This is a genomic window from Oceaniglobus trochenteri (assembly GCF_020529025.1).
Lineage (GTDB): Bacteria > Pseudomonadota > Alphaproteobacteria > Rhodobacterales > Rhodobacteraceae > Oceaniglobus > Oceaniglobus trochenteri.
Genome location: NZ_JACNMM010000005.1, coordinates 25,325 through 46,031, shown reverse-complemented (window position 1 = coordinate 46,031; position 20,707 = coordinate 25,325). Strand labels below are relative to the sequence as shown.

At 64.8% G+C, this 20,707-nt stretch carries 17 protein-coding genes; 9 read left to right on the top strand and 8 right to left on the bottom strand.

The genetic code is table 11. The features are described 5' to 3' along the window. Positions 1-8 precede the first annotated feature (8 nt). The 3 genes from H7828_RS09650 to H7828_RS09640 are packed head-to-tail and all read right to left on the bottom strand — an operon-like array spanning position 9 to position 3,374. Positions 9-983: a glucokinase gene (locus tag H7828_RS09650; protein WP_226780823.1), complete on the bottom strand. Its 975-nt coding sequence runs from the start codon at positions 981-983 to the stop codon at positions 9-11. 14 nt (positions 984-997) lie between these two features. Further along, positions 998-2,320 carry a GH1 family beta-glucosidase gene (locus tag H7828_RS09645; RefSeq protein ID WP_226780822.1) on the bottom strand — a complete coding sequence of 441 codons (1,323 nt, stop codon included), beginning with the start codon at positions 2,318-2,320 and terminating at the stop codon, positions 998-1,000. 4 nt (positions 2,321-2,324) lie between these two features. Beyond that, positions 2,325-3,374 carry a LacI family DNA-binding transcriptional regulator gene (locus H7828_RS09640; RefSeq protein WP_226780821.1) on the bottom strand — a complete coding sequence of 350 codons (1,050 nt, stop codon included), beginning with the start codon at positions 3,372-3,374 and terminating at the stop codon, positions 2,325-2,327. Positions 3,375-3,630: 256 nt separating this feature from the next. Between H7828_RS09640 and H7828_RS09635 the strand changes: the two genes are divergently transcribed. From H7828_RS09635 to H7828_RS09610, 6 genes are all read left to right on the top strand, one after another. After that, positions 3,631-4,983, top strand: coding sequence for an ABC transporter substrate-binding protein (locus tag H7828_RS09635; RefSeq protein ID WP_226780820.1), 1,353 nt, complete (start codon positions 3,631-3,633; stop codon positions 4,981-4,983). 112 nt (positions 4,984-5,095) lie between these two features. Further along, complete coding sequence (locus tag H7828_RS09630) at positions 5,096-6,097, top strand: carbohydrate ABC transporter permease (RefSeq protein ID WP_226780819.1); 1,002 nt, start codon at positions 5,096-5,098, stop codon at positions 6,095-6,097. A gap of 1 nt (position 6,098) precedes the next feature. After that, positions 6,099-7,259 (top strand): carbohydrate ABC transporter permease, encoded by a 1,161-nt coding sequence (locus H7828_RS09625; RefSeq protein WP_226780818.1) that lies wholly within the window; start codon positions 6,099-6,101, stop codon positions 7,257-7,259. Between the two features lie 9 nt (positions 7,260-7,268). Next, complete coding sequence (locus tag H7828_RS09620; RefSeq protein WP_226780817.1) at positions 7,269-8,948, top strand: alpha-glucosidase; 1,680 nt, start codon at positions 7,269-7,271, stop codon at positions 8,946-8,948. A gap of 12 nt (positions 8,949-8,960) precedes the next feature. Beyond that, entirely contained in the window at positions 8,961-10,109 is a 1,149-nt protein-coding gene (locus H7828_RS09615; RefSeq protein ID WP_226780816.1) for an ABC transporter ATP-binding protein, read from the top strand. A 151-nt stretch (positions 10,110-10,260) separates the two neighbouring features. Beyond that, positions 10,261-10,623: a YajG family lipoprotein gene (locus tag H7828_RS09610; protein WP_226780815.1), complete on the top strand. Its 363-nt coding sequence runs from the start codon at positions 10,261-10,263 to the stop codon at positions 10,621-10,623. Positions 10,624-10,643: 20 nt separating this feature from the next. Here the strand turns inward: H7828_RS09610 and H7828_RS09605 are convergent, their stop codons facing one another. The 5 genes from H7828_RS09605 to H7828_RS09585 all read right to left on the bottom strand — a co-directional run bounded on the left by H7828_RS09605 (position 10,644) and on the right by H7828_RS09585 (position 16,967). After that, positions 10,644-12,044 (bottom strand): TRAP transporter large permease, encoded by a 1,401-nt coding sequence (locus tag H7828_RS09605; protein WP_226780814.1) that lies wholly within the window; start codon positions 12,042-12,044, stop codon positions 10,644-10,646. Next, complete coding sequence (locus tag H7828_RS09600) at positions 12,044-12,685, bottom strand: TRAP transporter small permease subunit (RefSeq protein ID WP_226780813.1); 642 nt, start codon at positions 12,683-12,685, stop codon at positions 12,044-12,046. The genes H7828_RS09605 and H7828_RS09600 overlap by 1 nt, the downstream gene beginning before the upstream one ends. 75 nt (positions 12,686-12,760) lie before the next feature. Beyond that, positions 12,761-13,771 (bottom strand): C4-dicarboxylate TRAP transporter substrate-binding protein, encoded by a 1,011-nt coding sequence (locus H7828_RS09595; RefSeq protein WP_226780812.1) that lies wholly within the window; start codon positions 13,769-13,771, stop codon positions 12,761-12,763. A gap of 122 nt (positions 13,772-13,893) precedes the next feature. After that, positions 13,894-15,222 (bottom strand): sigma-54-dependent transcriptional regulator, encoded by a 1,329-nt coding sequence (locus H7828_RS09590; RefSeq protein ID WP_226780811.1) that lies wholly within the window; start codon positions 15,220-15,222, stop codon positions 13,894-13,896. Further along, a complete protein-coding gene (locus H7828_RS09585) occupies positions 15,219-16,967 on the bottom strand; it encodes a sensor histidine kinase (RefSeq protein WP_226780810.1) in 1,749 nt (582 codons plus the stop codon). Before H7828_RS09585 ends, H7828_RS09590 begins: the two co-directional genes overlap by 4 nt. Positions 16,968-17,053: 86 nt before the next feature. Between H7828_RS09585 and H7828_RS09580 the strand changes: the two genes are divergently transcribed. The 3 genes from H7828_RS09580 to H7828_RS09570 all read left to right on the top strand — a co-directional run bounded on the left by H7828_RS09580 (position 17,054) and on the right by H7828_RS09570 (position 20,653). After that, positions 17,054-17,830: an HpcH/HpaI aldolase family protein gene (locus H7828_RS09580; protein WP_226780809.1), complete on the top strand. Its 777-nt coding sequence runs from the start codon at positions 17,054-17,056 to the stop codon at positions 17,828-17,830. A 162-nt stretch (positions 17,831-17,992) separates the two neighbouring features. Further along, positions 17,993-19,441 carry an IMP dehydrogenase gene (gene guaB, locus H7828_RS09575; protein WP_226780808.1) on the top strand — a complete coding sequence of 483 codons (1,449 nt, stop codon included), beginning with the start codon at positions 17,993-17,995 and terminating at the stop codon, positions 19,439-19,441. 45 nt (positions 19,442-19,486) lie between these two features. After that, positions 19,487-20,653, top strand: coding sequence for an RsmB/NOP family class I SAM-dependent RNA methyltransferase (locus tag H7828_RS09570; RefSeq protein ID WP_226780807.1), 1,167 nt, complete (start codon positions 19,487-19,489; stop codon positions 20,651-20,653). Positions 20,654-20,707: the final 54 nt, after the last annotated feature.

The window sequence follows — 20,707 nt, the reverse complement described above, 5'->3', positions numbered from 1 at the left end:
TTGCCCGGTCAGCCGGGCAGTTCCTCAAGATGGCTGGCACAGCCGGTCAGCGCGGCATAATCGTCTTCGACGACTGACACCGCGAACTGATCGACGAAATCGGCAAAACGCCCCTTGTCGCGGAAGGCCGCGGCAAAGCCGTAATCGGCAAGGTAGGGGGTGATGGCGCGGGTGACACCGCCCACCAGGTAAATGCCGCCAAAGGGCAGGGTATTCAGCGCCAGGTTGCCCGTGACCGTGCCCAGCATCCGGGTGAAGACCCGCGCCGTTTCCTTTGCCAGCGGATCGGTGCCGGCGGCCAGCGCCTCCATGATGTCGGCCGGGGGCAGATCGCGCCGGGTGCCCGCCTCTTGTGACAGCCAGCTATAGACGCGTGCCAGGCCACGCCCCGACAGCACGTCCTCGATGGCGGGAAACCCGTGGTCGGCCTCGACAAAACGCGACAGGCGCAGATCCTCGTCGGTGCGGATCGGAAGGTTGGTATGCCCCGCCTCGGCCGGGGGGACATAGCGGCCGGTTTCGGTGTTGTAGACCGGTGCGGCGTTGAAACCGGTGCCGACCCCGATCACCAGCTTGGCCGCATGGGCGCCGCCGGGCGATCCGGGGATGACACAGCGCAGGTTCGCCGGTTCTAGGTTGTGCAGGGCATGGCCCTGGGCCTGCAGGTCGTTCAGGATCGAAACCTTCTCGGCCTTCGTGGCCCGCGCCAGGGTGTCGCGGTCGATGGTCCAGTCAAGGTTGGTCAGCGTGGCCTGGCCGTCATGCACCGGCCCCGCGACAGCCACGCAGGCCCCGGCACAATCGACATTGCCCTGTTCATCCAGGTATTGCCCCAGGACCGAACTCAGCCCTTCGTGGTCGGCGTTGCGGAACCGGCGCACGGTGTCCGGCAGAATGGCGGTTTTCCGGGCCAGCGCGACCCGGGTGTTCGTGCCACCGATATCGGCGACCAGGGTAAGGGTATCTTTCGGATATTCGGTCATGACCTGCCTAATGCTCAGCGCGCCAGGGCGGCGGCAAGCGCGTGATAGGACGCTTTCGGCGTCCGCTGCAAGCTGTCGAAATCCACATGCACCAGGCCGAAGCGCGGATCATAGCCCAGAGACCATTCGTAATTGTCCATCAGCGACCAGGTAAAATAGCCCTTTACCGGAATGCCCTCGTCGCAGGCCTGTTTCACCTTGGCCATATGCGCATCCAGATAATCGATGCGGGCCCGGTCATTGACGGCGCCATTCACCAGCTTGTCGTCGTTGGCCAGGCCGTTTTCGGTCACATAGATCGGCAGCCCGCGGGAATAGCCTTCGTGGGTGCGTTTGAGGAAGGAATAAAGCCCCTCGGGGAAGATCTCCCAGCCGACCTGGGTTTTCGGCAGCGGGCCGGGCACCTCGTTGTGGTGGGGCCAGGGGCCATCGTTGGGGGCGATGATCTTGCGGGTATAGTAATTGATGCCGACCCAATCGACGGGCGCGCCGATCACGTCGAAATCGTCCTGCCAGTTCTCGGGCATGTGGGGGCCAAGGCCCTCCATCACGTCGGCGGGATAGGATTTGTTGAAGATGCCCGACAGGAAGAAGCGGTTGTAATAGCCATCATAAAGGGTGGCCGCCTTGGCCGCCTCGGGGCTGGCATCGGCGGGGGTGGCATATTCGAAGTTGCAGACGGCGCCCAGGTTGTTCATCCCCAGCCCGCGCATGGTTTCGATGGCGCGGCCATGGGCCAACAGGACATGGTGCATCGCCCGCGCGGTGGAACGGATGTCGCGCATGCCGGGCGCGTGCTGGCCCAGGAAATGGCTCAGCCAGCCGACGCACCAGGGTTCGTTGATGGGGGCCGCGCTCCAGACGCGATCGCCGATGCGGCCCATGATGACTTCGGTGAAATCGGCGAACCAGTTGGCAATGTCGCGGTTGCGCCAGCCGCCCAGGTCGGCCAGCTGCACCGGCAATTCCCAATGATAGAGCGTGGCAGCGGGTTTCAGGCCGCGTTCCAGCAACCCGTCCACCAGACGGTCGTAGAAATCCAGCCCTTCCTGGTTGACGGTGCCGCGCCCTTCGGGAAGGACACGCGCCCAGCTTGTGGAAAAGCGGTAGACATCGAAGTTGCCGTTCTTCAGCAGATCAAGGTCTTCGTCCATGCGGTTGTAGTGGTCGCAGGCCCGGTCGCCGTTCTGCGCCCCCACGACATTGCCGGGGGTCGCGGCGAAGGTATCCCACTGGGTCTGGCCCGCGCCGCCCTGTGCATGGCCCTCGATCTGGTAGGACGAGGTGGCAGCGCCGAACAGGAAACCTTGGGGAAAATCGCGGCGGGTCAGCTTCATCGTGTCATCCTTGTCTTGCGGGGCGAAGCGGCGCGGGGGCCGGTCCGGTTGAAAGGCCGATCTGGAGTTCGGCCTCAAGCAGTTCGGTTATCGGGGTTGAGTCGGGATCGTCAATGACCCGCAGGAGCATTTCCGCCGCCCGCCGCCCGTGATCGCGCACGGGTGAGCGCAGCGAGGTGAAATCGGGCACCCGCCCGCCATTGCGGAAATACGACAGGTCGTCGTCGTGGCTGATCAGGGAAATGTCGCGCCCCATGACCAGCCCCCGTTCATGACAGGCCCGCCGGACACCCAGCGCCGAGATCATGGACGAGGTCAGAAGCGCCGTGGGCGGGCAGGGCAGGTCAAGCAGGGCAAGCGTGGCGTCATAGCCGTTGAATTCGGTCATCTCGTGGGACACCATCAGCGCCGGATCGGGCGAGAGGGCGTGATTGTTCAGCGCCTCAAGGTATCCGTCGCGGCGGCGGGCGGCGAAATCCATGGATTCCAAACCGTTGATCAATGCAATCCGCCGATGGCCCAGTTCGGCAAGAAACCCGGTTGCCCGGGCAAAGGCGCGGCGGTTGTTCATGTCCAGCCAGTTGTACCCGTCCGTGGGGCCGCCGAACCGGCCATGCACCACGAAGGGCAGGTTGATGTCCTGCAAGAGGTCAAGCCGGTCATCCTCGACCCGCGGGGCATGGACGATGATCCCGTCGACCGAGCGTTTCGCCCCGAGATCGCGGTAAAGGCGCGCCTCTTCCCGGTTGCCGGTCAGTGACAGCATCATGTCATAGCCATGCCTTGCATAGATCTCGCCGGCCCCGGCGATGAAATCGGCAAAGACGGGATTCACCACCTCGTGCTGCGACGACACCGGGATGACATGACCGATGGCCATGGCCCGCCCGGTGGCAAGACCCTTGGCGCGGGTGTTGGGGCGATAGTTGTGCTTGCGGGCGGCGGCGGCAACCTTCTGGCGGGTCGCCTCGCTGACCTCGGGATAACCGTTCAGCGCGCGGCTGACGGTGGTTTGGGACAGGCCCAGGACTTGGGAAAGTTCACGAAGGTTCATCGGGCCCGATTTTCAAAGCGCTTTCAATTTCCTGAAGACCTTATCCAACCGCAATGGGAAGGTCAAAGCCGGTTAATGCCGCGACGCAGCATGCCCTGTTTGCCTTTCGATTTGGTTTCGCTACATTAATCCGTATCGGGAATTGACAGAACGCTGTCGATCAGCGACGGTCATTTCATTCAAAGCGCTTTGGCTCGACTCTGGGGCGCTGTTGTCAACGACGCGCGAAGCCGCGTGAACCACGGGAGGATTTTTCATGAATCGATTGCTATTTGCCGGGGCCGCCGCAGTTGCGCTGTCCACGGGCATGGCGCAGGCCGAAGCCCACATGCCGTTCACGCCGGGCGAGGGCGATTTCAGCTGGGACAGCCTTGAGCCGCTGAAAGGTGTCGACCTCAGCGGTCAGCAACTGACCGTCTTCGGCCCCTGGCTTGGCCCTGACCAGGCCTTCGTTGAAAGCGTTCTGGCCTATTTCGCCGACGCCACCGGCGCCGATGTGCGTTATACCGGCTCGGACAGCTTCGAACAGCAGATCGTGGTCGACGCCGAGGCCGGTTCGGCCCCCAACGTCGCCGTCTTCCCGCAGCCGGGCCTGGCCAGCGACATGGCGTCGCGCGGGTTCCTGACACCGCTGGGTGATGACACCGGCGAGTGGGTGAAGGAAAACTATGCCGCCGGTCAGTCCTGGGTCGATCTGGGCACCTACAAGGACAAGGACGGCAACGACGACCTGTTCGGCTTCTTCTACAAGGTCGATGTGAAATCTCTGGTCTGGTATGTCCCCGAAAACTTCGAGGATGCCGGCTATGAAGTGCCGGAATCCATGGAGGAGCTGAAGGCCCTGACCAAGCAGATGGTCGAGGACGGCGAAACCCCCTGGTGCATCGGTCTGGGCAGCGGTGGCGCGACGGGTTGGCCCGCGACCGACTGGGTCGAGGACATGATGCTGCGCACCCAGCCGCCCGAAGTCTATGACCAGTGGGTCAGCAACGAGATTCCGTTTGACGATCCGCGTGTCGTCGAGGCGATCGAGGAATTCGGCTGGTTCGCCCGCAACGACGATTATGTTGCCGGAGGTGCGGGCGCCGTGGCCAGCACCGATTTCCGCGACAGCCCCAAGGGACTCTTCTCCAGTCCGCCGCAGTGCTACATGCACCGTCAGGCCAGCTTCATCCCCGCCTTCTTCCCCGAAGGCACCATGGTGGGTGCGGACGCCGACTTCTTCTATTTCCCCGCCTACGAAGAGAAGGACCTGGGCAAGCCGGTTCTGGGGGCAGGCACGCTTTGGGCGATCACCGACGAGAACGATGCCGCCCATGCGCTGATCGACTTCCTTCAGACGCCGCTGGCGCATGAGCTGTGGATGGCGCAGTCGGGCTTCCTGACGCCGCACAAGGGCGCGAACACCGACACCTTCGCAGATCCGACCCAGAAGGCGTTGAACGATGTTCTGCTGGGCGCGACCACCTTCCGCTTCGACGGGTCCGACCTGATGCCCGGCGGTGTCGGCGCAGGTTCGTTCTGGACCGGCATGGTCGATTACGCCGGTGGCAAGGACGCGGGCGAAGTGGCGACCGCGATCCAGAACAGCTGGGACGCACTGAAGTAGGAAACGTCTGAACCGGGGCGCCCGCGCGGCGCCCCGGAACCTGGCGCAGGGCGGCCACCGCCCGCGCCCTCGATCGGGCAACAGACCCGACATCACACGACAGGGGGGAAGGATGCATCCAGCGTTCCAGGGTCTTTTGACCGTTGTAATCGGCGTCGGCGGATGTCTGGCCTATTACTATTTTTCCAACGCATTTCTGGACAAGGTGCTTTTCCCGCCGCGCGGCAAGAACGCGGGGCGCAACATCAACCGCGCCAACATGATCCGCCCCTGGCTGTTTCTTGCGCCCGCGCTGATCGCGCTGGGGCTGTACCTGGCCTATCCCGTGGTGGAAACCCTGCGCCTGTCGCTGACCGACCGCAGCCAGGGCGGCGCCTTTGTCGGGCTGGCCAACTACAGCCAGATGGCAAGCGAGCCCAAGTTCTGGGAGGCGCTGACCAACAATTTCCTCTGGCTGCTGATCGTGCCCGCCTTTTCCACCATGTTCGGCCTTCTGGCCGCGCAACTGACCGACAGGATCGGCTGGGGTGCCATTGCCAAGTCGCTGATCTTCATGCCCATGGCCATTTCCTTTGTCGGCGCTGCGGTGATCTGGAAACTGGTCTATGATACCCGCCCCATCGACCAGGACCAGATCGGCGTGATGAACGCGATCTACCTGTCCCTTGGTGGCGACGAACCCCAGCAGTGGCTGACCATCCCCTTCTGGAACTCGATCCTGCTGATGCTGGTGCTGATCTGGATTCAGACCGGCTTTGCCATGGTGATCCTCAGCGCCGCCCTGCGCGGCATCCCCGAGGAAACCATCGAGGCGGCCATCGTCGACGGCGCCAACCCCTTCCAGGTGTTCTTCAAGATCAAGATCCCGCAGATCGCCAGCACCATCGTGGTGGTCTGGACGACGATCACGATTGTCGTGCTCAAGGTCTTCGACATCGTTTTCGCCATGACCAACGGCCAGTGGGAAACCCAGGTTCTGGCCAATTACATGTACGACAAACTGTTCCGCGCCAACGACTGGGGCGTGGGATCGGCAAGCGCCATGGTGATCATGCTCTTGGTGTCCCCGATCCTCGTCTGGAATGTCTACAACGCCCGCAAGGAGATGCGCTGAGATGGATAACATTGCCGGAACCAAATCCTCGCTGACCTGGGCGGTTCACCTGTCGGTCATCATCCTTGTCGGCCTCTGGCTGTTTCCCACGGTCGGCCTTCTGGTCAGTTCGTTCCGCACGGCCGACCAGATCGCGACCTCGGGGTGGTGGCGCGCCATGTTCCCGGCCGAGCAGAACCTTGTCCTGCGCACCGCGGCCCCCGCCGAACAGGTGCAGGAGGGCGGCCTTTACGTGATCGAGGGCAACCTTTTCGTCGAAGACGGCAACCCCCGCCCCGAGGCGACGATTTCGGTTTGGGGCACCTCGTCGCGCGATGTTGCGGCCTATGAGGTGGGCGATACCGCCGACATGGGCGAGGACGGGCGCATCACCGTGGCCGAAAACGGCGACTATCGGCTTGAAAACGATACGGAATTCGAAGGCCGGCGGGGGGAGAGGGTTTTCGTCACCGCCAAGACCCCGCCGGAATTCACCCTGCGCAACTATCAGAACGTGCTTTTCGATCCTTCCAACCGCGAGGGCATGGCAAAGGCCTTCTTCAACACGCTGACCGTCACCATTCCGGCCACGATCATCCCGATCCTGGTGGCGGCTTTCGCGGCCTATGCCCTGGCCTGGATGGATTTTCCGGGTCGCGCGCTTCTGATCGCGGCGGTTGTCGCGCTTCTGGTGGTCCCCTTGCAGCTTGCGCTGATCCCGCTTCTGAAATTCCACAATGAAATCGGCATCGGGAAGGGATACCTGGGCGCCTGGATGGCGCATACCGGGTTCGGGTTGCCATTGGCGATCTATTTGTTGCGAAACTACATGGTGGGATTGCCCCGTGACATCATCGAGAACGCCAAGGTGGATGGCGCGACGGATTTCCAGATCTTCATCAAGATCATCCTGCCGTTGTCGTTCCCCGCGCTGGCTAGCTTTGCGATCTTCCAGTTCCTCTGGACATGGAACGACCTTCTGGTTGCGCTGGTCTTCCTGATCGATTCAACCGGCGAAACCACGGTGATGACCAAGCAGATCGTCGAACTTCTGGGCACCCGTGGCGGCAACTGGGAGATCCTGGCGACATCGGCCTTCGTGTCGATCGCCGTTCCGTTGCTGGTGTTCTTCGTCATGCAGAAATACCTGGTGCGCGGCCTGCTGGCCGGCTCGGTGAAATAGAGGACCAAGATGAGTTTTGTTGAATCCAATACCGCTCCGGCCCGCGTGGCCGGTGCGGTGGACCGGGACTGGTGGCGCGGCGCGGTGATCTACCAGATCTACCCGCGCAGCTATCAGGACAGCAACGGTGACGGGGTGGGCGATCTTTCGGGCATCATTCACCGGCTGCCCCATGTCGCCTCGCTTGGGGTGGATGCGATCTGGATATCGCCCTTCTTCAAGTCGCCCATGCTGGATTTCGGCTACGACGTTTCCGATTACCGCGATGTCGATCCGATGTTCGGCACGCTGGGCGATTTCGACGCACTGATCGAAAGGGCGCATTCGCTGGGCCTGAAGGTGCTGATCGACCTCGTGCTGAGCCACACCAGCGAAGACCACCCCTGGTTCAAGGAAAGCCGCGCCAGCCGCGACAACGCCAAGCATGATTGGTATGTCTGGGCCGATCCGAAGCCCGACGGCACACCGCCCAACAACTGGCTGAGCATCTTCGGTGGCTCGGCCTGGGAGTGGGACGGCGAGCGGATGCAGTATTACCTGCACAACTTCCTGGCCGAACAGCCCGACCTGAACTTCCACACGCCTGCGGTGCAGGACGAACTGCTGGACGTGGCGCGCTATTGGCTGGACCGGGGTGTCGATGGCTTTCGCCTGGATACGGTGAACTTCTATGTCCACGATGCCCGGTTGCGCGACAACCCGGCCCTGGCGCCCGAGGCGCGCAATGCCAACACCGCCCCCGCGGTGAACCCCTACAATTTTCAGGATCACCTCTACGACAAGACCCAGCCCGAGAACCTGGAATTCCTGCGCCGCCTGCGCGCGGTGATGGAGGAATATCCGGCCATCACATCGGTCGGCGAAGTGGGCGAAAGCCAGCGTGGCATGGAAACCCAGCGCGATTATACGGCCGGCGACGACCTGTTGCACATGGCCTATGACTTCGACTTCCTGTCGAACGTCTATCCCTCGGGCAGCCGCATCCGCGAAGTGCTGGAGAGGTTCGACCGGATCGTCACCGAAGGCTGGGCCTGCTGGGCCTTTTCCAACCACGACGTAGAGCGCCACGCCAGCCGCTGGAACTTCTCGGAAGAGGCGCGTCGCCTTTACGCTGCCGTACTGGTCAGCATGAAGGGCACCATCTGCCTTTATCAGGGCGAGGAACTGGGCCTGACCGAGGCCTATGTCGCCTATGAAGACCTGCAAGATCCCTATGGCAAACGGTTCTGGCCCAAGTTCAAGGGCCGCGATGGTTGCCGCACGCCCATGCCCTGGGTGCGCGACAATGCAAACGGCGGCTTTTCCGATGCCAAGCCCTGGCTGCCGGTGGCGGTCGAACACCTGGAACGGGCCGTTTCGGTGCAGGATGGCGACGAAGGATCGACGCTGGCCTTCTACCGCGCGCTTCTGACCTTCCGAAAGGCGCACGCCCCCCTGATCAAGGGCGATCTGCGGGTGATCGAGGCCAGCGACGACATCCTTGTCCTGATCCGCAGCCACGAGGGCAACGAGGTGCTCTGTGCCTTCAATCTGACCAACAAGGCGCAGCCGCTGGCCCTGCCGCCGGGCAACTGGCAGCAGGACCGCGGCGCGCCGTTCAAACCCGTGGATGCCGAAAGCGACGCCGTGCTGTTGCCCTGGCAGGCCTATTTTGCCGTTGCGGCACCGACAGACCAAGAAACGATTTAAAGGGAGCGAGACATGGCCGATCTACTTCTCACGGATGTTGCCAAGACCTACGGCGGCACGGTTGATGTTCTCAAGAACATCAACCTCGACATCAAGAAGGGCGAATTGATCGTCTTCGTCGGCCCTTCGGGCTGCGGCAAGTCCACGCTTCTGCGGATGATCGCGGGGCTGGAAAAGATCACCGGCGGCGAATTGCAGATCGGCGGGCAGGTGGTGAACGACGTGCCCCCGGCACAGCGCGGCATCGCCATGGTGTTCCAGTCCTACGCGCTTTACCCGCATATGACAGTGCGCGACAACATGGCCTTTGCCCTGAAGATCGCCAAGAAAAGCAAGGCCGAGATCGACGAAGCCATCGCCAAGGCCAGCAAGATCCTGCAGCTTGAGCCGTACCTCGACCGCCTGCCCAAGGCGCTTTCGGGCGGTCAGCGGCAGAGGGTGGCGATCGGCCGCTCGATCGTGCGCGACCCCAAGGTCTACCTGTTCGATGAACCGCTCTCCAACCTCGACGCGGCCCTGCGGGTGGCCACAAGGATCGAGATTGCCCAGCTGAAAGAGGCGATGCCCGACAGCACGATGATCTACGTCACCCACGACCAGGTCGAGGCGATGACGCTTGCCTCGCGCATCGTGGTGCTGGCGGGGGGCGGGATTGCCCAGGTGGGCACACCGCTGGAGCTTTACCAGAAGCCCGAGAACGAATTCGTGGCGCAGTTCATCGGATCGCCCGCCATGAACCTGCTGCCGGGCAAGATTACCGGCACGGGCAAGCAGACCACCATCGCCATGGACGCGGGCGGCGAGGCGGTGTCGGATTACCCGTCAACCGAGGCCGACATGGGCGCCCAGGTGAACGTGGGCGTCCGCCCCGAAGACCTGGTCGAGACCGATGGAACGGGCAACCACGTCTTCGAGGGCAAGGTCGCCATCACCGAGGCCCTGGGTGAGGTGACGCTGCTTTACTTCGAACGGGTGGGCGGGGCCGATCCGGTGCTGGGCAAGCTGCCGGGCATCCATTCCGACCTGCGCGGCAATACCGTCAAGCTGGGGGCGACCCCCGACAAGGTCCATGTGTTCCGCGACGGTCAGTCGCTCTTGTACCGCGAGGGCGGGTTGAAGAGGACGGCAACGACCGACAACCTGGACGTTGCGGTGCACTAACGACATTGGCGATGGATGCTTGATGATTGCCTTTGGCGAATAAAGGGTAAATGCCTCTGCCCATTTAAAATCACGGGATTGCCCCAATAGCTTCGGTATTGCGCCCAAATGGATGCGTAACCCTTTTTTGGTGAGGAAAAAGAGGGATCACATGAAAAAGCCATTGCTCGCGTCGCTTGTTGCGTCGACGCTGTTCGTTTCCGCCTGCGCCGAACAGCCGGACCAGGTTACGCGCACCTATGTTTCGCCCACTTCGTATCAGCATCTCAATTGCGGGCAACTCATGAGCGAGCGCACGCAGCTTGTGGCGCAGGTCAATACGCTGACCGGTGCGCAGAAGAAGAAGGCCGACAATGACGCCGCGATGATGGCTGTCGGGATGGTTCTGTTCTGGCCAGCGCTTTTCGGCCTTGCGGCGGGCACCGACCATGCGGTCGCGCTTTCCGTCGCCAAAGGTCAGTTCGAGGCGATCCAGGAGGCAGGGCTGAGCAAGGGGTGTTTCCGCGCGGCCTGATGCGTGACAGGTGCCATCGCTCAGGCGAGCGATGGCAACCACAGCACGATGGCCGGGAAGGCCACCAGCGTGGCGATGGTCAGCGCATCGGCCACGAAGAAGGGCGCTACGCCCTTGAACACGTCCTGCACGCTGATATCGTCGCGCACGCCCGCCACCACGAAACAATTCAGCCCGATGGGCGGGGTGATCAGGCAGAATTCCGCCATCTTCACCACCAGTATCCCGAACCAGATGGCGCACATGGGCCCCGACATGCCGAAGGCGCTGTCCGCCGCCGCCACGTCGATACCGCCGTTCAGCGCCATCACCGCCGGATAGACCACGGGCAGCGTCAAGAGCAGCATCCCGATGGCATCCATGAACATCCCCAGCACCGCATAGGCCAGCAGGATCAGCACCAGCGTCAGCATGGGCGACTGCTCCAGCCCCGAAATCCAGTCGGCAAAGGCGTGGGGCAGGTCGGCAAAACCCAGGAAGCGGACATAGATCAGCACGCCCCAGATGATCGAGAAGATCATCACCGCCAGTTTTGCCGTCTCCAGCAGGGCATCGCGGAACTGTTTCCACCGCATCCCGTTCCAAAGCGCGATGAGGAACACAACGAAGGCACCCAGCGCGCCGCCCTCGGTCGGGGTGCCCCAGGCATCGCCGCCAAAGGGGTTGTAGATGAAGAAGATGATGATCACGACCACGAAGAGGATCGGCAGCGCCGGGGGCAGGGCGGCGAACCTCTGGCCCCAGGTGAACCCCTTCACCGGCGGCCCGAAGCGGGGCAGCACCAGTGCCATGCCGACGATCAGCGAGCCATAGATCAACGCCGAAACCACGCCCGGCACGAACCCGGCCAGCAGCAGCTTGCCCACGTCCTGTTCGACGATGATCGCATAGATTACCAGGATCGCCGAGGGCGGGATCAGCGAGGCCAGCGTTCCCGCCGCGGCCACCACGCCGGCGGCGAATTTCTTGTCATAGCCCACGGCCAGCATTTCCGGGATGGCGATGCGGGCAAAGACGGCCGAGGTGGCGACCGAGGCACCCGACACGGCGGCAAATCCGGCGGTGGCAAAGACGGTCGACACGGCCAGCCCGCCGGGCAACCAGCCGACCCAGCGCTTGGCCGCCTCGAACAGGGCCTGGGTCAGTCCGGCATAATAGGCGAGGTATCCGATCAGGATGAAGGTGGGGATCAGGCTCAGCGCTTGTGAGCTGATTTTCGAATGGGGCACCTGACCGGCGGTCTTCACGGCCACCGACAGCGCCCAGATGAATTCGTCGCCCGCATAGCCCTTCTTGGCCCAGAAGATCCAGATCAGCCCGACAACCCCGGCCAGCGCGGCGGCGAAGGCCACGCGCATGCCCAGGATGACCAGCACCAGCATCCCGGCGGAAACGACGATTCCGATGTCGATGGGTTCCATCAAAGCGATCCTTTCGGCGCGCCGCTGACCGTTTCGGCCTCCGCGGCGGCAATTTCAGCGGCGCTTTGCACCAGCGGCACGGCGACGGGTTCGGACAGGTTCAGAACGAAGGCCCGCCCATAGCCCCAGAGTTGCAGCACCAGACGCAGGCACAGCACCGAAAAGGCCAGTGGCGCCAAAAGCTTGGCCGGCCAAAGCGGCAGCGCGATATCCATGGAACTGTCGCGTGACCACAGGGGCGATCCGAAATCGAAGCTGCGCGAGAAATGCGCCCAACTGCCCCAGACCAGCAGCACCATCAGGATCAGCACGGCGAATGTGGTGACGAATTCCGCGCCCCACAGAACCCGGCCTTTCAGCACCCCCACCACCATGTCCATGCGGATATGCCCGCCCACCCGCTGGGTGAACGAGATGCCCATGAAGGCGATCAGCGGCATGGCCTGTTCGATCCAGTCGACATAGCCGCGCAGGGGGGCGCCGAAGAAATTGCGCCCGCCCACCGTCCAGACGGCCATGAGCATCAGAGAAAACACCGCCAGCCCCGAAACCAGGGCCAGCCAGCCTTCAAGCCGGAACAGCCCGCGATCGAGCCGCGAGAGGGTTGAATCGTCTTCAAGAACGGCGGCTCCACCGGCCATCTGTCCTGCTCCTGCAAAGGGAAAATCGCCCCGGACCCATTGATCCGGGGCATGGGGCCTTGCCCCTTGTCGGGGTTACGACCCGTCGGCGACCATTCCGGTCACCAGATCGTAAAGCTCCTGCGCGGGCAGGCCCTTGGCGCTGTTTTCCTCGATCCAGGCCTTGGCGGCGGGGGCGGCGGCCTTTTCCTTGAAGGCGGCAAGCTGTTCGTCGCTGAAGGCAATCGTCTCGATCCCCTTTTCCTCAAGCAGCGGGCCCCACTTTGCCATCGTCTCGTTCTCGTAGAAGTCGATGTAATACTGCATGGCTTCATCCACCGACCCCATGAGCGCCTCGCGCTCGCTGTCGCTGAGCGCGTCCAGCGCATCGGTGTTCACCACCACCGGGCAGTTCACCGTGCCGGGGTTCAGGTTCGAGGTCCACCACTTGGCGTTCTCGGTGGTGCCGAAGGACATATGGGCATGGGGCGCGAAGGACACCGCCTTCACCACGCCCGAATCCATCGCCTGGCGCACCTCGGTGGCCGACATCGAGGTGGGAACGGCGCCCACTGCCTCCATCGCGGCACCGATGCCGCCCGTGGCACGCACCGACATGCCTTCGAAATCGGCAAGCGTCGAGGGCGCGTCGCCCACGCCGATCAGGTTGTACTGGGGCAGGGGCGTGGGCATCAGAAGCGTGGCGTTCCAGCGGGCCAGGTCCTCTTTCACGGCGGGGTGTTCATAGACCGCCATCGAGATCCGGTTTTCCTGCGCCAGGTCCGAAATGCCGAGGAAGGGCAGTTCCATGACCGTGATCGAAGGGTTCTTGTCGGCGTGATACCCGGCACAGAACTGGGCCATCTCGAAGGCGCCGATGGAAATGCCGTCGAGGTTCTCGCGTTCGTTGCTGAGGCCGCCGTAGGAAATGTTGAGCGTGAATTCCCCACCGGTCTTTTCGCTGATCAGTTCGGCCAGCTTTTCGACGTGCTCGGTAAAGGCGCGCCGCTTGCCCCAAAGCGATACGTTCCACTCGGTCGCCATCGCCTCGGTGGCAAAGGCGGTTGCAAGGGCGGCAACCGCCACCCGACCCAGAAATTTGTTCATGGTGTCCTCCCAGACATGCAGTTTCGTTGGTCTGCCGTCGGAAAGCCTACAGCGGCCCCGTGAGCCCTCCAATGAAGAAAACCGCGCGCCTTGGCGGGGTCGCCCTGCGGAAATCCGCAGGCTCAGACCAGCGCATCCTTGTCCAGGCCCAACTTGACGATCTTCTCGTTCAGGGTGCGCCGTCCGATGCCCAGGGCCTCGGCCACGTCGTCCATGCGGCCCTGGTGGGCGGTGAGGGCGCGGGCGATCAACTGGCGTTCCAGGCTGGCCACGGCATCGCGCAGGGGCAGGTCTGCTGTCGGCTCGCCTGTGGCCTGCAGCGCCTCGGCCACCGACCCCGCACCGTGGCGCGCCGCAAGGATACGCCGTTCGGCCACGTTGCGCAGTTCACGCACGTTGCCGGGCCAGCCATGGGCCAGAAGCGCGGCCAGATCGCCGGCGCTGGGTTCGGGGGCGGTGGTTTCGTAAAGGGCGGCCATCTGTTCGGTGAAATGACGAAACAGCAGGGCGATGTCGTCGGGCCGGTCGCGCAGCGCAGGCAGGTGCAAGGGCACCGCATTTAGCCGGTGATAGAAATCCTGCCGCATCCGCCCGGCGCTGACGGCGGCGCCAAGGTCTTCGTGGCTGGCCGAGATCAGCCGCAGATCGGCCTGTCGCGGCGCGCTGGCGCCATGGGGCAGGTATTCGCGCGCCTCCAGCAGGCGCAGCAGCTTGGCCTGCATGTCGGGGGGGATGGCCGCGACCTCGTCAAGGAAGAGCGTGCCGCCTTCGGCCCCCGCCAGCACCCCGGCGCCCGCATCGCCGCCGAACAGGGTTTCCTCGAACCGCGCCGGGGCGATGGCGGCGCAGGACAGGGCGACAAAGGGGCGGGCCGCACGGCGCGAAAGATCGTGCAGCGCCCGCGCCACCAGTTCCTTTCCGGTGCCGGTTTCGCCCTGCACCAACACGGTGGCGGGCGTGTCGGCCAGGTTGACGATGGCATCGCGCAGCGTACGGATCGCCGCGCTGTCGCCGATCAGGACACGCCCCAGCCCCGACAGATCCAGCAGCCGCGCCTTCAGCCGCGCCGTTTCGCCCCGCAAGCGGTGCTGTTCGGCGGCATTGTTCACTGCGGCCAGCAAGCGGCGGGGATCAAAGGGTTTTTCCAGAAAGGTATAGGCCCCGTCGCGCATGGCCTGCACGGCCATGGGAATATCGCCATGGGCGGAAATGAGGATCACCGGAGGCCCGCCCTGGCGCTGCACCTGGTCCAGCAGTTCAAGCCCCGTCATGCCCGGCATGCGCACATCGCTGACCATGACATCGGCGGCAAAGCCCGCAAGGGCGCGCAGGGCCTCGCGTCCGCCGCCATGGGCCTGCACCACATGCCCGGCACTTTCCAGAAGATCGGCCAGAGAGGCGCGCATTTCGCGGTCATCGTCGATGACCATGATGCGGATGGGCGGTGTCATGCGGCCTTCTCCCGCGCTTGGGCCAGGGGCAGTTCCATCACGAAGCGCGCGCCGCCCCCCGTATCCTCGGCCAGAAGGCGGCCGCCGTGTTCGCGCAGGATCGCGGCCGAGATCGCAAGGCCCAGCCCCATCCCTTCGCCCGAGGGGCGGGTGGTGTGGAACGGCTCTTCCAGCTCGGCCATGGTGCGCCCGTTCAGCCCCGGCCCGTTGTCGCGCAGCGCCAGCGCGCCCCCGGGGGTCAGCGTGACGCGGATTTCCGGCGCCTCGGTCCGGTCCAGCGCAAGGATGGCATTGCGCAGCAGGTTGACCACCACCTGTTCCAGCCGCCCGGCATTGCCCTGCACGATGACCGGCTGTTCGGGCAGATCGGTCAGCAGGTCAATGCCGGCAGCGGCAATGTCATGTTGCACAAGGTCGCGGGCCTGGCCCCAGACGCGCAACAGATCGACCGGGCCCAGCGGTTCGGGTGCCGGACGGGCGAAGAACCGCAGGGTGCGGGTGATGGTTTCCATCCGCACCACCAGCCGCGTGATCCGCGCCACCAGCGCCGCGTCGGCGGGGCTGGCGGCGATTTCGGCGGCGGTCAGGTGGTTGCGCATGGCTGACAGGGGCTGGCCCAGTTCGTGCGTGACCGAGGCCGAAAGCTGCCCCAGCGCGGCCAGCTTTCCGGCGCGGCGCAGATCCTCCTCGGTCTGGGCCAGGCGGGCCTCGGCGCTGCGGCGTTCGGCGATCTCGTGTTCCAGCGCGGCATTTGCGGCGCGCAGCTTGCGCCGCTCGGCCTGACTCTGGCTGAGGGCGGCGCGCATCCTTTCGCCGCGCAGGAACAGCACTGTGGCCGACAGGATCAGAAGGGCGACGATGGCCGCCCCGACGCTGGCCCAGGCCGCACGCAGCGCCGGGGCGACCGGGGCCAGGATGTGCAGCGTCCAGTCCAGCGTCTGCATCGGGGCGGCCAGGTGCAGGGCATGATGGCCCGTGATGTTCCACCGTCCGCTGTCGGGCATCGACCAGTCCAGCGGCGACAGGGGCTTGGCGCCGAACTGGCGGCCCGACGCCACGCGGGCGCGCCCCTCGGCCGACAGGGGCGACAGCGTGCGATAGAGCCAGGCCGGATCGGTGGCCAGCACCACCACGCCGTCGCCGTTCGAGACGAACAACCGCTCGCCCCCCTCGCGCCAGACCGCCGTCAGGTCTGACAGGTCAACCTTGATGGCGATGACGCCCGCCACCTTTCCATCGCCATCGCGCACCGGCGCCGAAAGGAAATAACCGGGGCGCTGGGTGGTCACGCCGATGGCGAAGAATTCGCCTTCTTGCCCGGCCAGGGCATCGCGGACATAGGGGCGAAAGCCATAGTTCTGACCCAGGAAGCCCTGCGCACTGTCGTGGTTCGAGGCGGCGATGGTCAGGCCCGACGGCTCCATCAGGTAGATCGCCTCAAGATCGGTGCGTGCGGCAAAGGCCGCCAACCGGCGGTTCAGCGCGCCCAGGTTCTCGCGGCTTGCCCCGGCGATGACCCGGGGGTCGGCGGCCAGAACGAAGGGCAGGTGGCGATACCGCTCCAGTGCGGCCTGCAAGGTGCCGCGATAGAACGAAAGCCGGGCCTGGGCGCGCTCGCGCTCGCCCTGTTCGAACCACAGGTAGGCCGCGGCAAAGACCACTGCCAACACCGCCAGCACACCGGCAGCGGCAAGAAAAAGGGCAGGGCGATGGCGCGGCTTGGTCATGGCGGCCAGAATAGCCATGGCGCGGGCCTGCCGTCCATCCCGGTTGGGGCTTGGCAAATCCCCGCGTCCATGCTGGTGTGGCGCGGCACAGATCGGAGAGCCCCATGCCCGCACCCCGCAACCGCCTGAAAGCCGCCCTTGCCGAGGGCCGTCTGCAAACCGGGCTCTGGCTGGCCTTCGCCAATCCGACCGCTGCCGAGATCGCCGCGCGCGCCGGGTTCGACTGGTGTCTGATCGATTGCGAACACGCCCCCAACGACATTCCGCTGGTGCAGGCGCAATGCCAGGCGATGTCGGGCGGTTCCTCTTCGGTCGTGGTGCGGGTGGCCGAGGGCAATGCGCGGCTGCTCAAGCAAGTGCTGGACATCGGGGTGCAGACGGTGCTGATCCCCATGGTCGATACGGTCGCGCAGGCCAAGGATATCCTGCGGTTCACCCGTTATCCGCCCGAAGGCGTGCGCGGTGTCGGCGCTGCACAATCGCGCGCCACCTTCTTTGGCGAGGTGGGCGATTACGTCACCACCGCCACCGATGAAATCTGCGTTCTGGTCCAGGCCGAAACCCGGTTGGCCCTGTCCAACATCGAAGACATCGCCGCGCTGCCGGGGATCGACGGCATCTTCATCGGCCCGGCCGACCTGGCCGCCGACATGGGGCATCTGGGCAACCCCGGCCACCCCGATGTCGTCGCCGCAATCGAGGACGGCGTGCGCCGTATCCGCGCGGCGGGCAAGGCCGCCGGCATCGTCACCTTCGATCCCACCCAGGCCCGGCGCCTGGCCGCGCTGGGGTTCAATTTCCTCGCCGTCGGGGGCGATGTGTCCTGCTATGCGCGCGCGCTGCGCAGCCTCGCGGCCGAAGCGAAAACGCTGTCGGACTGACCGCAGGGCGCCGGGAAACGGCGCTTCGTTTCTGCCGCAGATACGCTTTGCGCAGTCACCCGTCACTTAGGGTGCCGCCAAAAGCGGCTTTCGCTCTTTCCTTTCCGTGCTGCACATGCGAAAGGGACGCGTCAAACGAAAACTCCACCGAAAGGCTTTCCCATGGAGATTCGCGAGGCGCTCACCTTCGATGATGTCCTTCTGGTTCCCGCTGCGTCCAGCGTGCTTCCCAGCACCGCGGACACCCGCACCCGCGCGACCCGGACGATCCGCATGAACATTCCGCTGCTCAGTTCGGCCATGGACACGGTGACCGAGGCGCGCATGGCCATCGCCATGGCCCAGGCGGGCGGCATCGGGGTGATCCACCGCAATCTCGACATCGAACAGCAGGCGCAGGAGGTGCGGCGGGTCAAGCGATTTGAATCCGGCATCGTCTACAGCCCCATCACCCTGACCCCCGATCAGACCCTGGCCGATGCCAAGGCCCTTCAGGAACGCTATCGCGTCACCGGATTTCCCGTGGTGGATGACACGGGGCGGGTTCTGGGCATCGTCACCAACCGCGACATGCGTTTCGCCAGCGATGACGCCACCCCGGTCAGCGTGATGATGACGAACAAGGACCTGGCGATCCTGACCGAACCGGCCGATCTGGAACAGGCCCGCAGCCTGATGAAGGCGCGGCGGATCGAAAAGCTGCTGGTCACCGACGGCGAGGGCAAGCTGACCGGTCTTCTGACCCTGAAGGACAGCGAACAGGCCGTGCTGAACCCCAACGCATGCAAGGATTCCCTGGGCCGGCTGCGTGTCGCGGCGGCCACCACCGTGGGCGATGCGGGTTTCGAACGGTCTCAGGCCCTGGTCGAGGCGGGCGTCGACATCATCGTGATCGACACCGCCCACGGCCATTCCGAAGGCGTGGCCAAGGCGGTCGAGCGGGCCAAGACCCTGAGCAACGAAGTGCAGATCATCGCCGGCAACGTCGCCACCGGCGAGGCGACCCGCGCCCTGATCGGCGCGGGCGCGGATGCGGTCAAGGTGGGCATCGGCCCCGGCAGCATCTGCACCACCCGCATGGTGGCGGGTGTTGGCGTTCCGCAGCTGACGGCGATCATGGATTGCGCGGCGGGTGCGGGCGACGTGCCGATCATCGCCGACGGCGGGATCAAGTTCTCGGGCGATTTTGCCAAGGCCATCGCGGCAGGCGCCTCTTGCGCCATGGTGGGCAGCATGATCGCGGGCACCGATGAATCCCCGGGCGAGGTGATTCTGTATCAGGGCCGGTCGTTCAAATCCTATCGCGGCATGGGCAGCCTTGGCGCCATGGCCCGTGGCAGCGCCGACCGTTATTTCCAGAAGGACGCCGCCAGCGACAAGCTGGTGCCCGAGGGGATCGAGGGGCAGGTGGCCTACAAGGGGTCGGCCGGGGCAGTGGTTCACCAGCTGGTGGGCGGTTTGCGGGCGGCCATGGGCTATACCGGCTGCGCCACGGTCGAGGAGATGCGCACCAACTGCCAGTTCGTGAAGATCACCGGTTCGGGCCTGCGCGAAAGCCATGTGCATGATGTGCAGATCACCCGGGAATCTCCGAACTACCGGATTGGTTGATTTTACAATGGATTGCAGCGTTTTCCTCATCCGTAACATGAACCCATGACCCCGGGCGCGCGCGTCGCTGCGGCGATCGAGATCATGGACATGGTTCTTGCCGGTGACGCGGCTGAGCGGGTTCTTACGACCTGGGCCCGCCAGAACCGCTTTGCCGGGTCCGGTGACCGCGCCGCGATCCGCGATCATGTCTTCGATGCCCTGCGCTGTCTCGCCTCCGCGACGGCGCTGGGGGGGGCAGAAACGGGGCGCGGCGTGATGCTGGGCCTGTTGCGCCTTCAGGGGCAGGACCCCGATGCCTTTTTCACCGGCCTCGGCCATGCCCCCGCGCCCCTGACGGAAGCCGAGCGCATCCTTCCACCCGCACCCGAGGGCGAGGTGGCGCTGGATTGCCCGGCCTGGCTGTCGCCGCAATTGCGCGCCTCGCTTGGCGATGATTTCGCGCCGGCGATGACCCTGCTGCAAAGTCGCGCGCCGCTGTTCCTGCGGGTCAATCAGGCCAAGGGCGACCTTGAAACCGCCCGCGCCACGCTTGCCGCCGAAGGGGTCGAAACGCGGCCCGTCGATCTCGCGCCCTTCGCGCTCGAGGTGGTGACGAACCCACGCCGGGTGCAGAACGGCACGGCCTTCAAGACCGGCCTTGTCGAGATTCAGGATGCCGCCAGTCAGGCCATCGCCCAGGCGGTGCCTCTTGCGCCTGGTCAACGGGTGCTGGATTTTTGCGCCGGGGGCGGGGGCAAATCGCTGGCCCTGGTCGCGCGCTGCCCCGGGGCGCTCTGTTTCGCCCATGATGTCGATGCGGGCCGCATGTCCGATCTTCCGGCCCGCGCGGCGCGTGCGGGGGCCGTGATCACGCCGCTGGCCACCGGCGATCTGGCGCAGGAGGCGCGGTTCGACGTGGTGGTGGTGGACGCGCCCTGTTCGGGCAGCGGCGCCTGGCGTCGCTCTCCCCAGCACAAGTGGGCGCTGACGGCCGGGCGGCTGTCCGAGCTTTGCACGTTGCAGGCCGGCATTCTGGAGCAGGCAGCGGCCCTCGTCGCGCCGGGGGGCACCTTGGCCTACATGACCTGTTCGTTGCTTGACGCGGAGAATGGCGATCAGATTTCCCGGTTCACCGCGCAGTCGCGGGATTTCCGGGTGACGCGGCAACACAGGTTGACCCCGCTCGACGGCGGCGACGGGTTTTTTCTTGCAATTTTGACGCGAACCTAAACCATTCCGCCAACCGTTTCTGTCGGTTCAGGCGCACGCAGGCCCATGGCATTA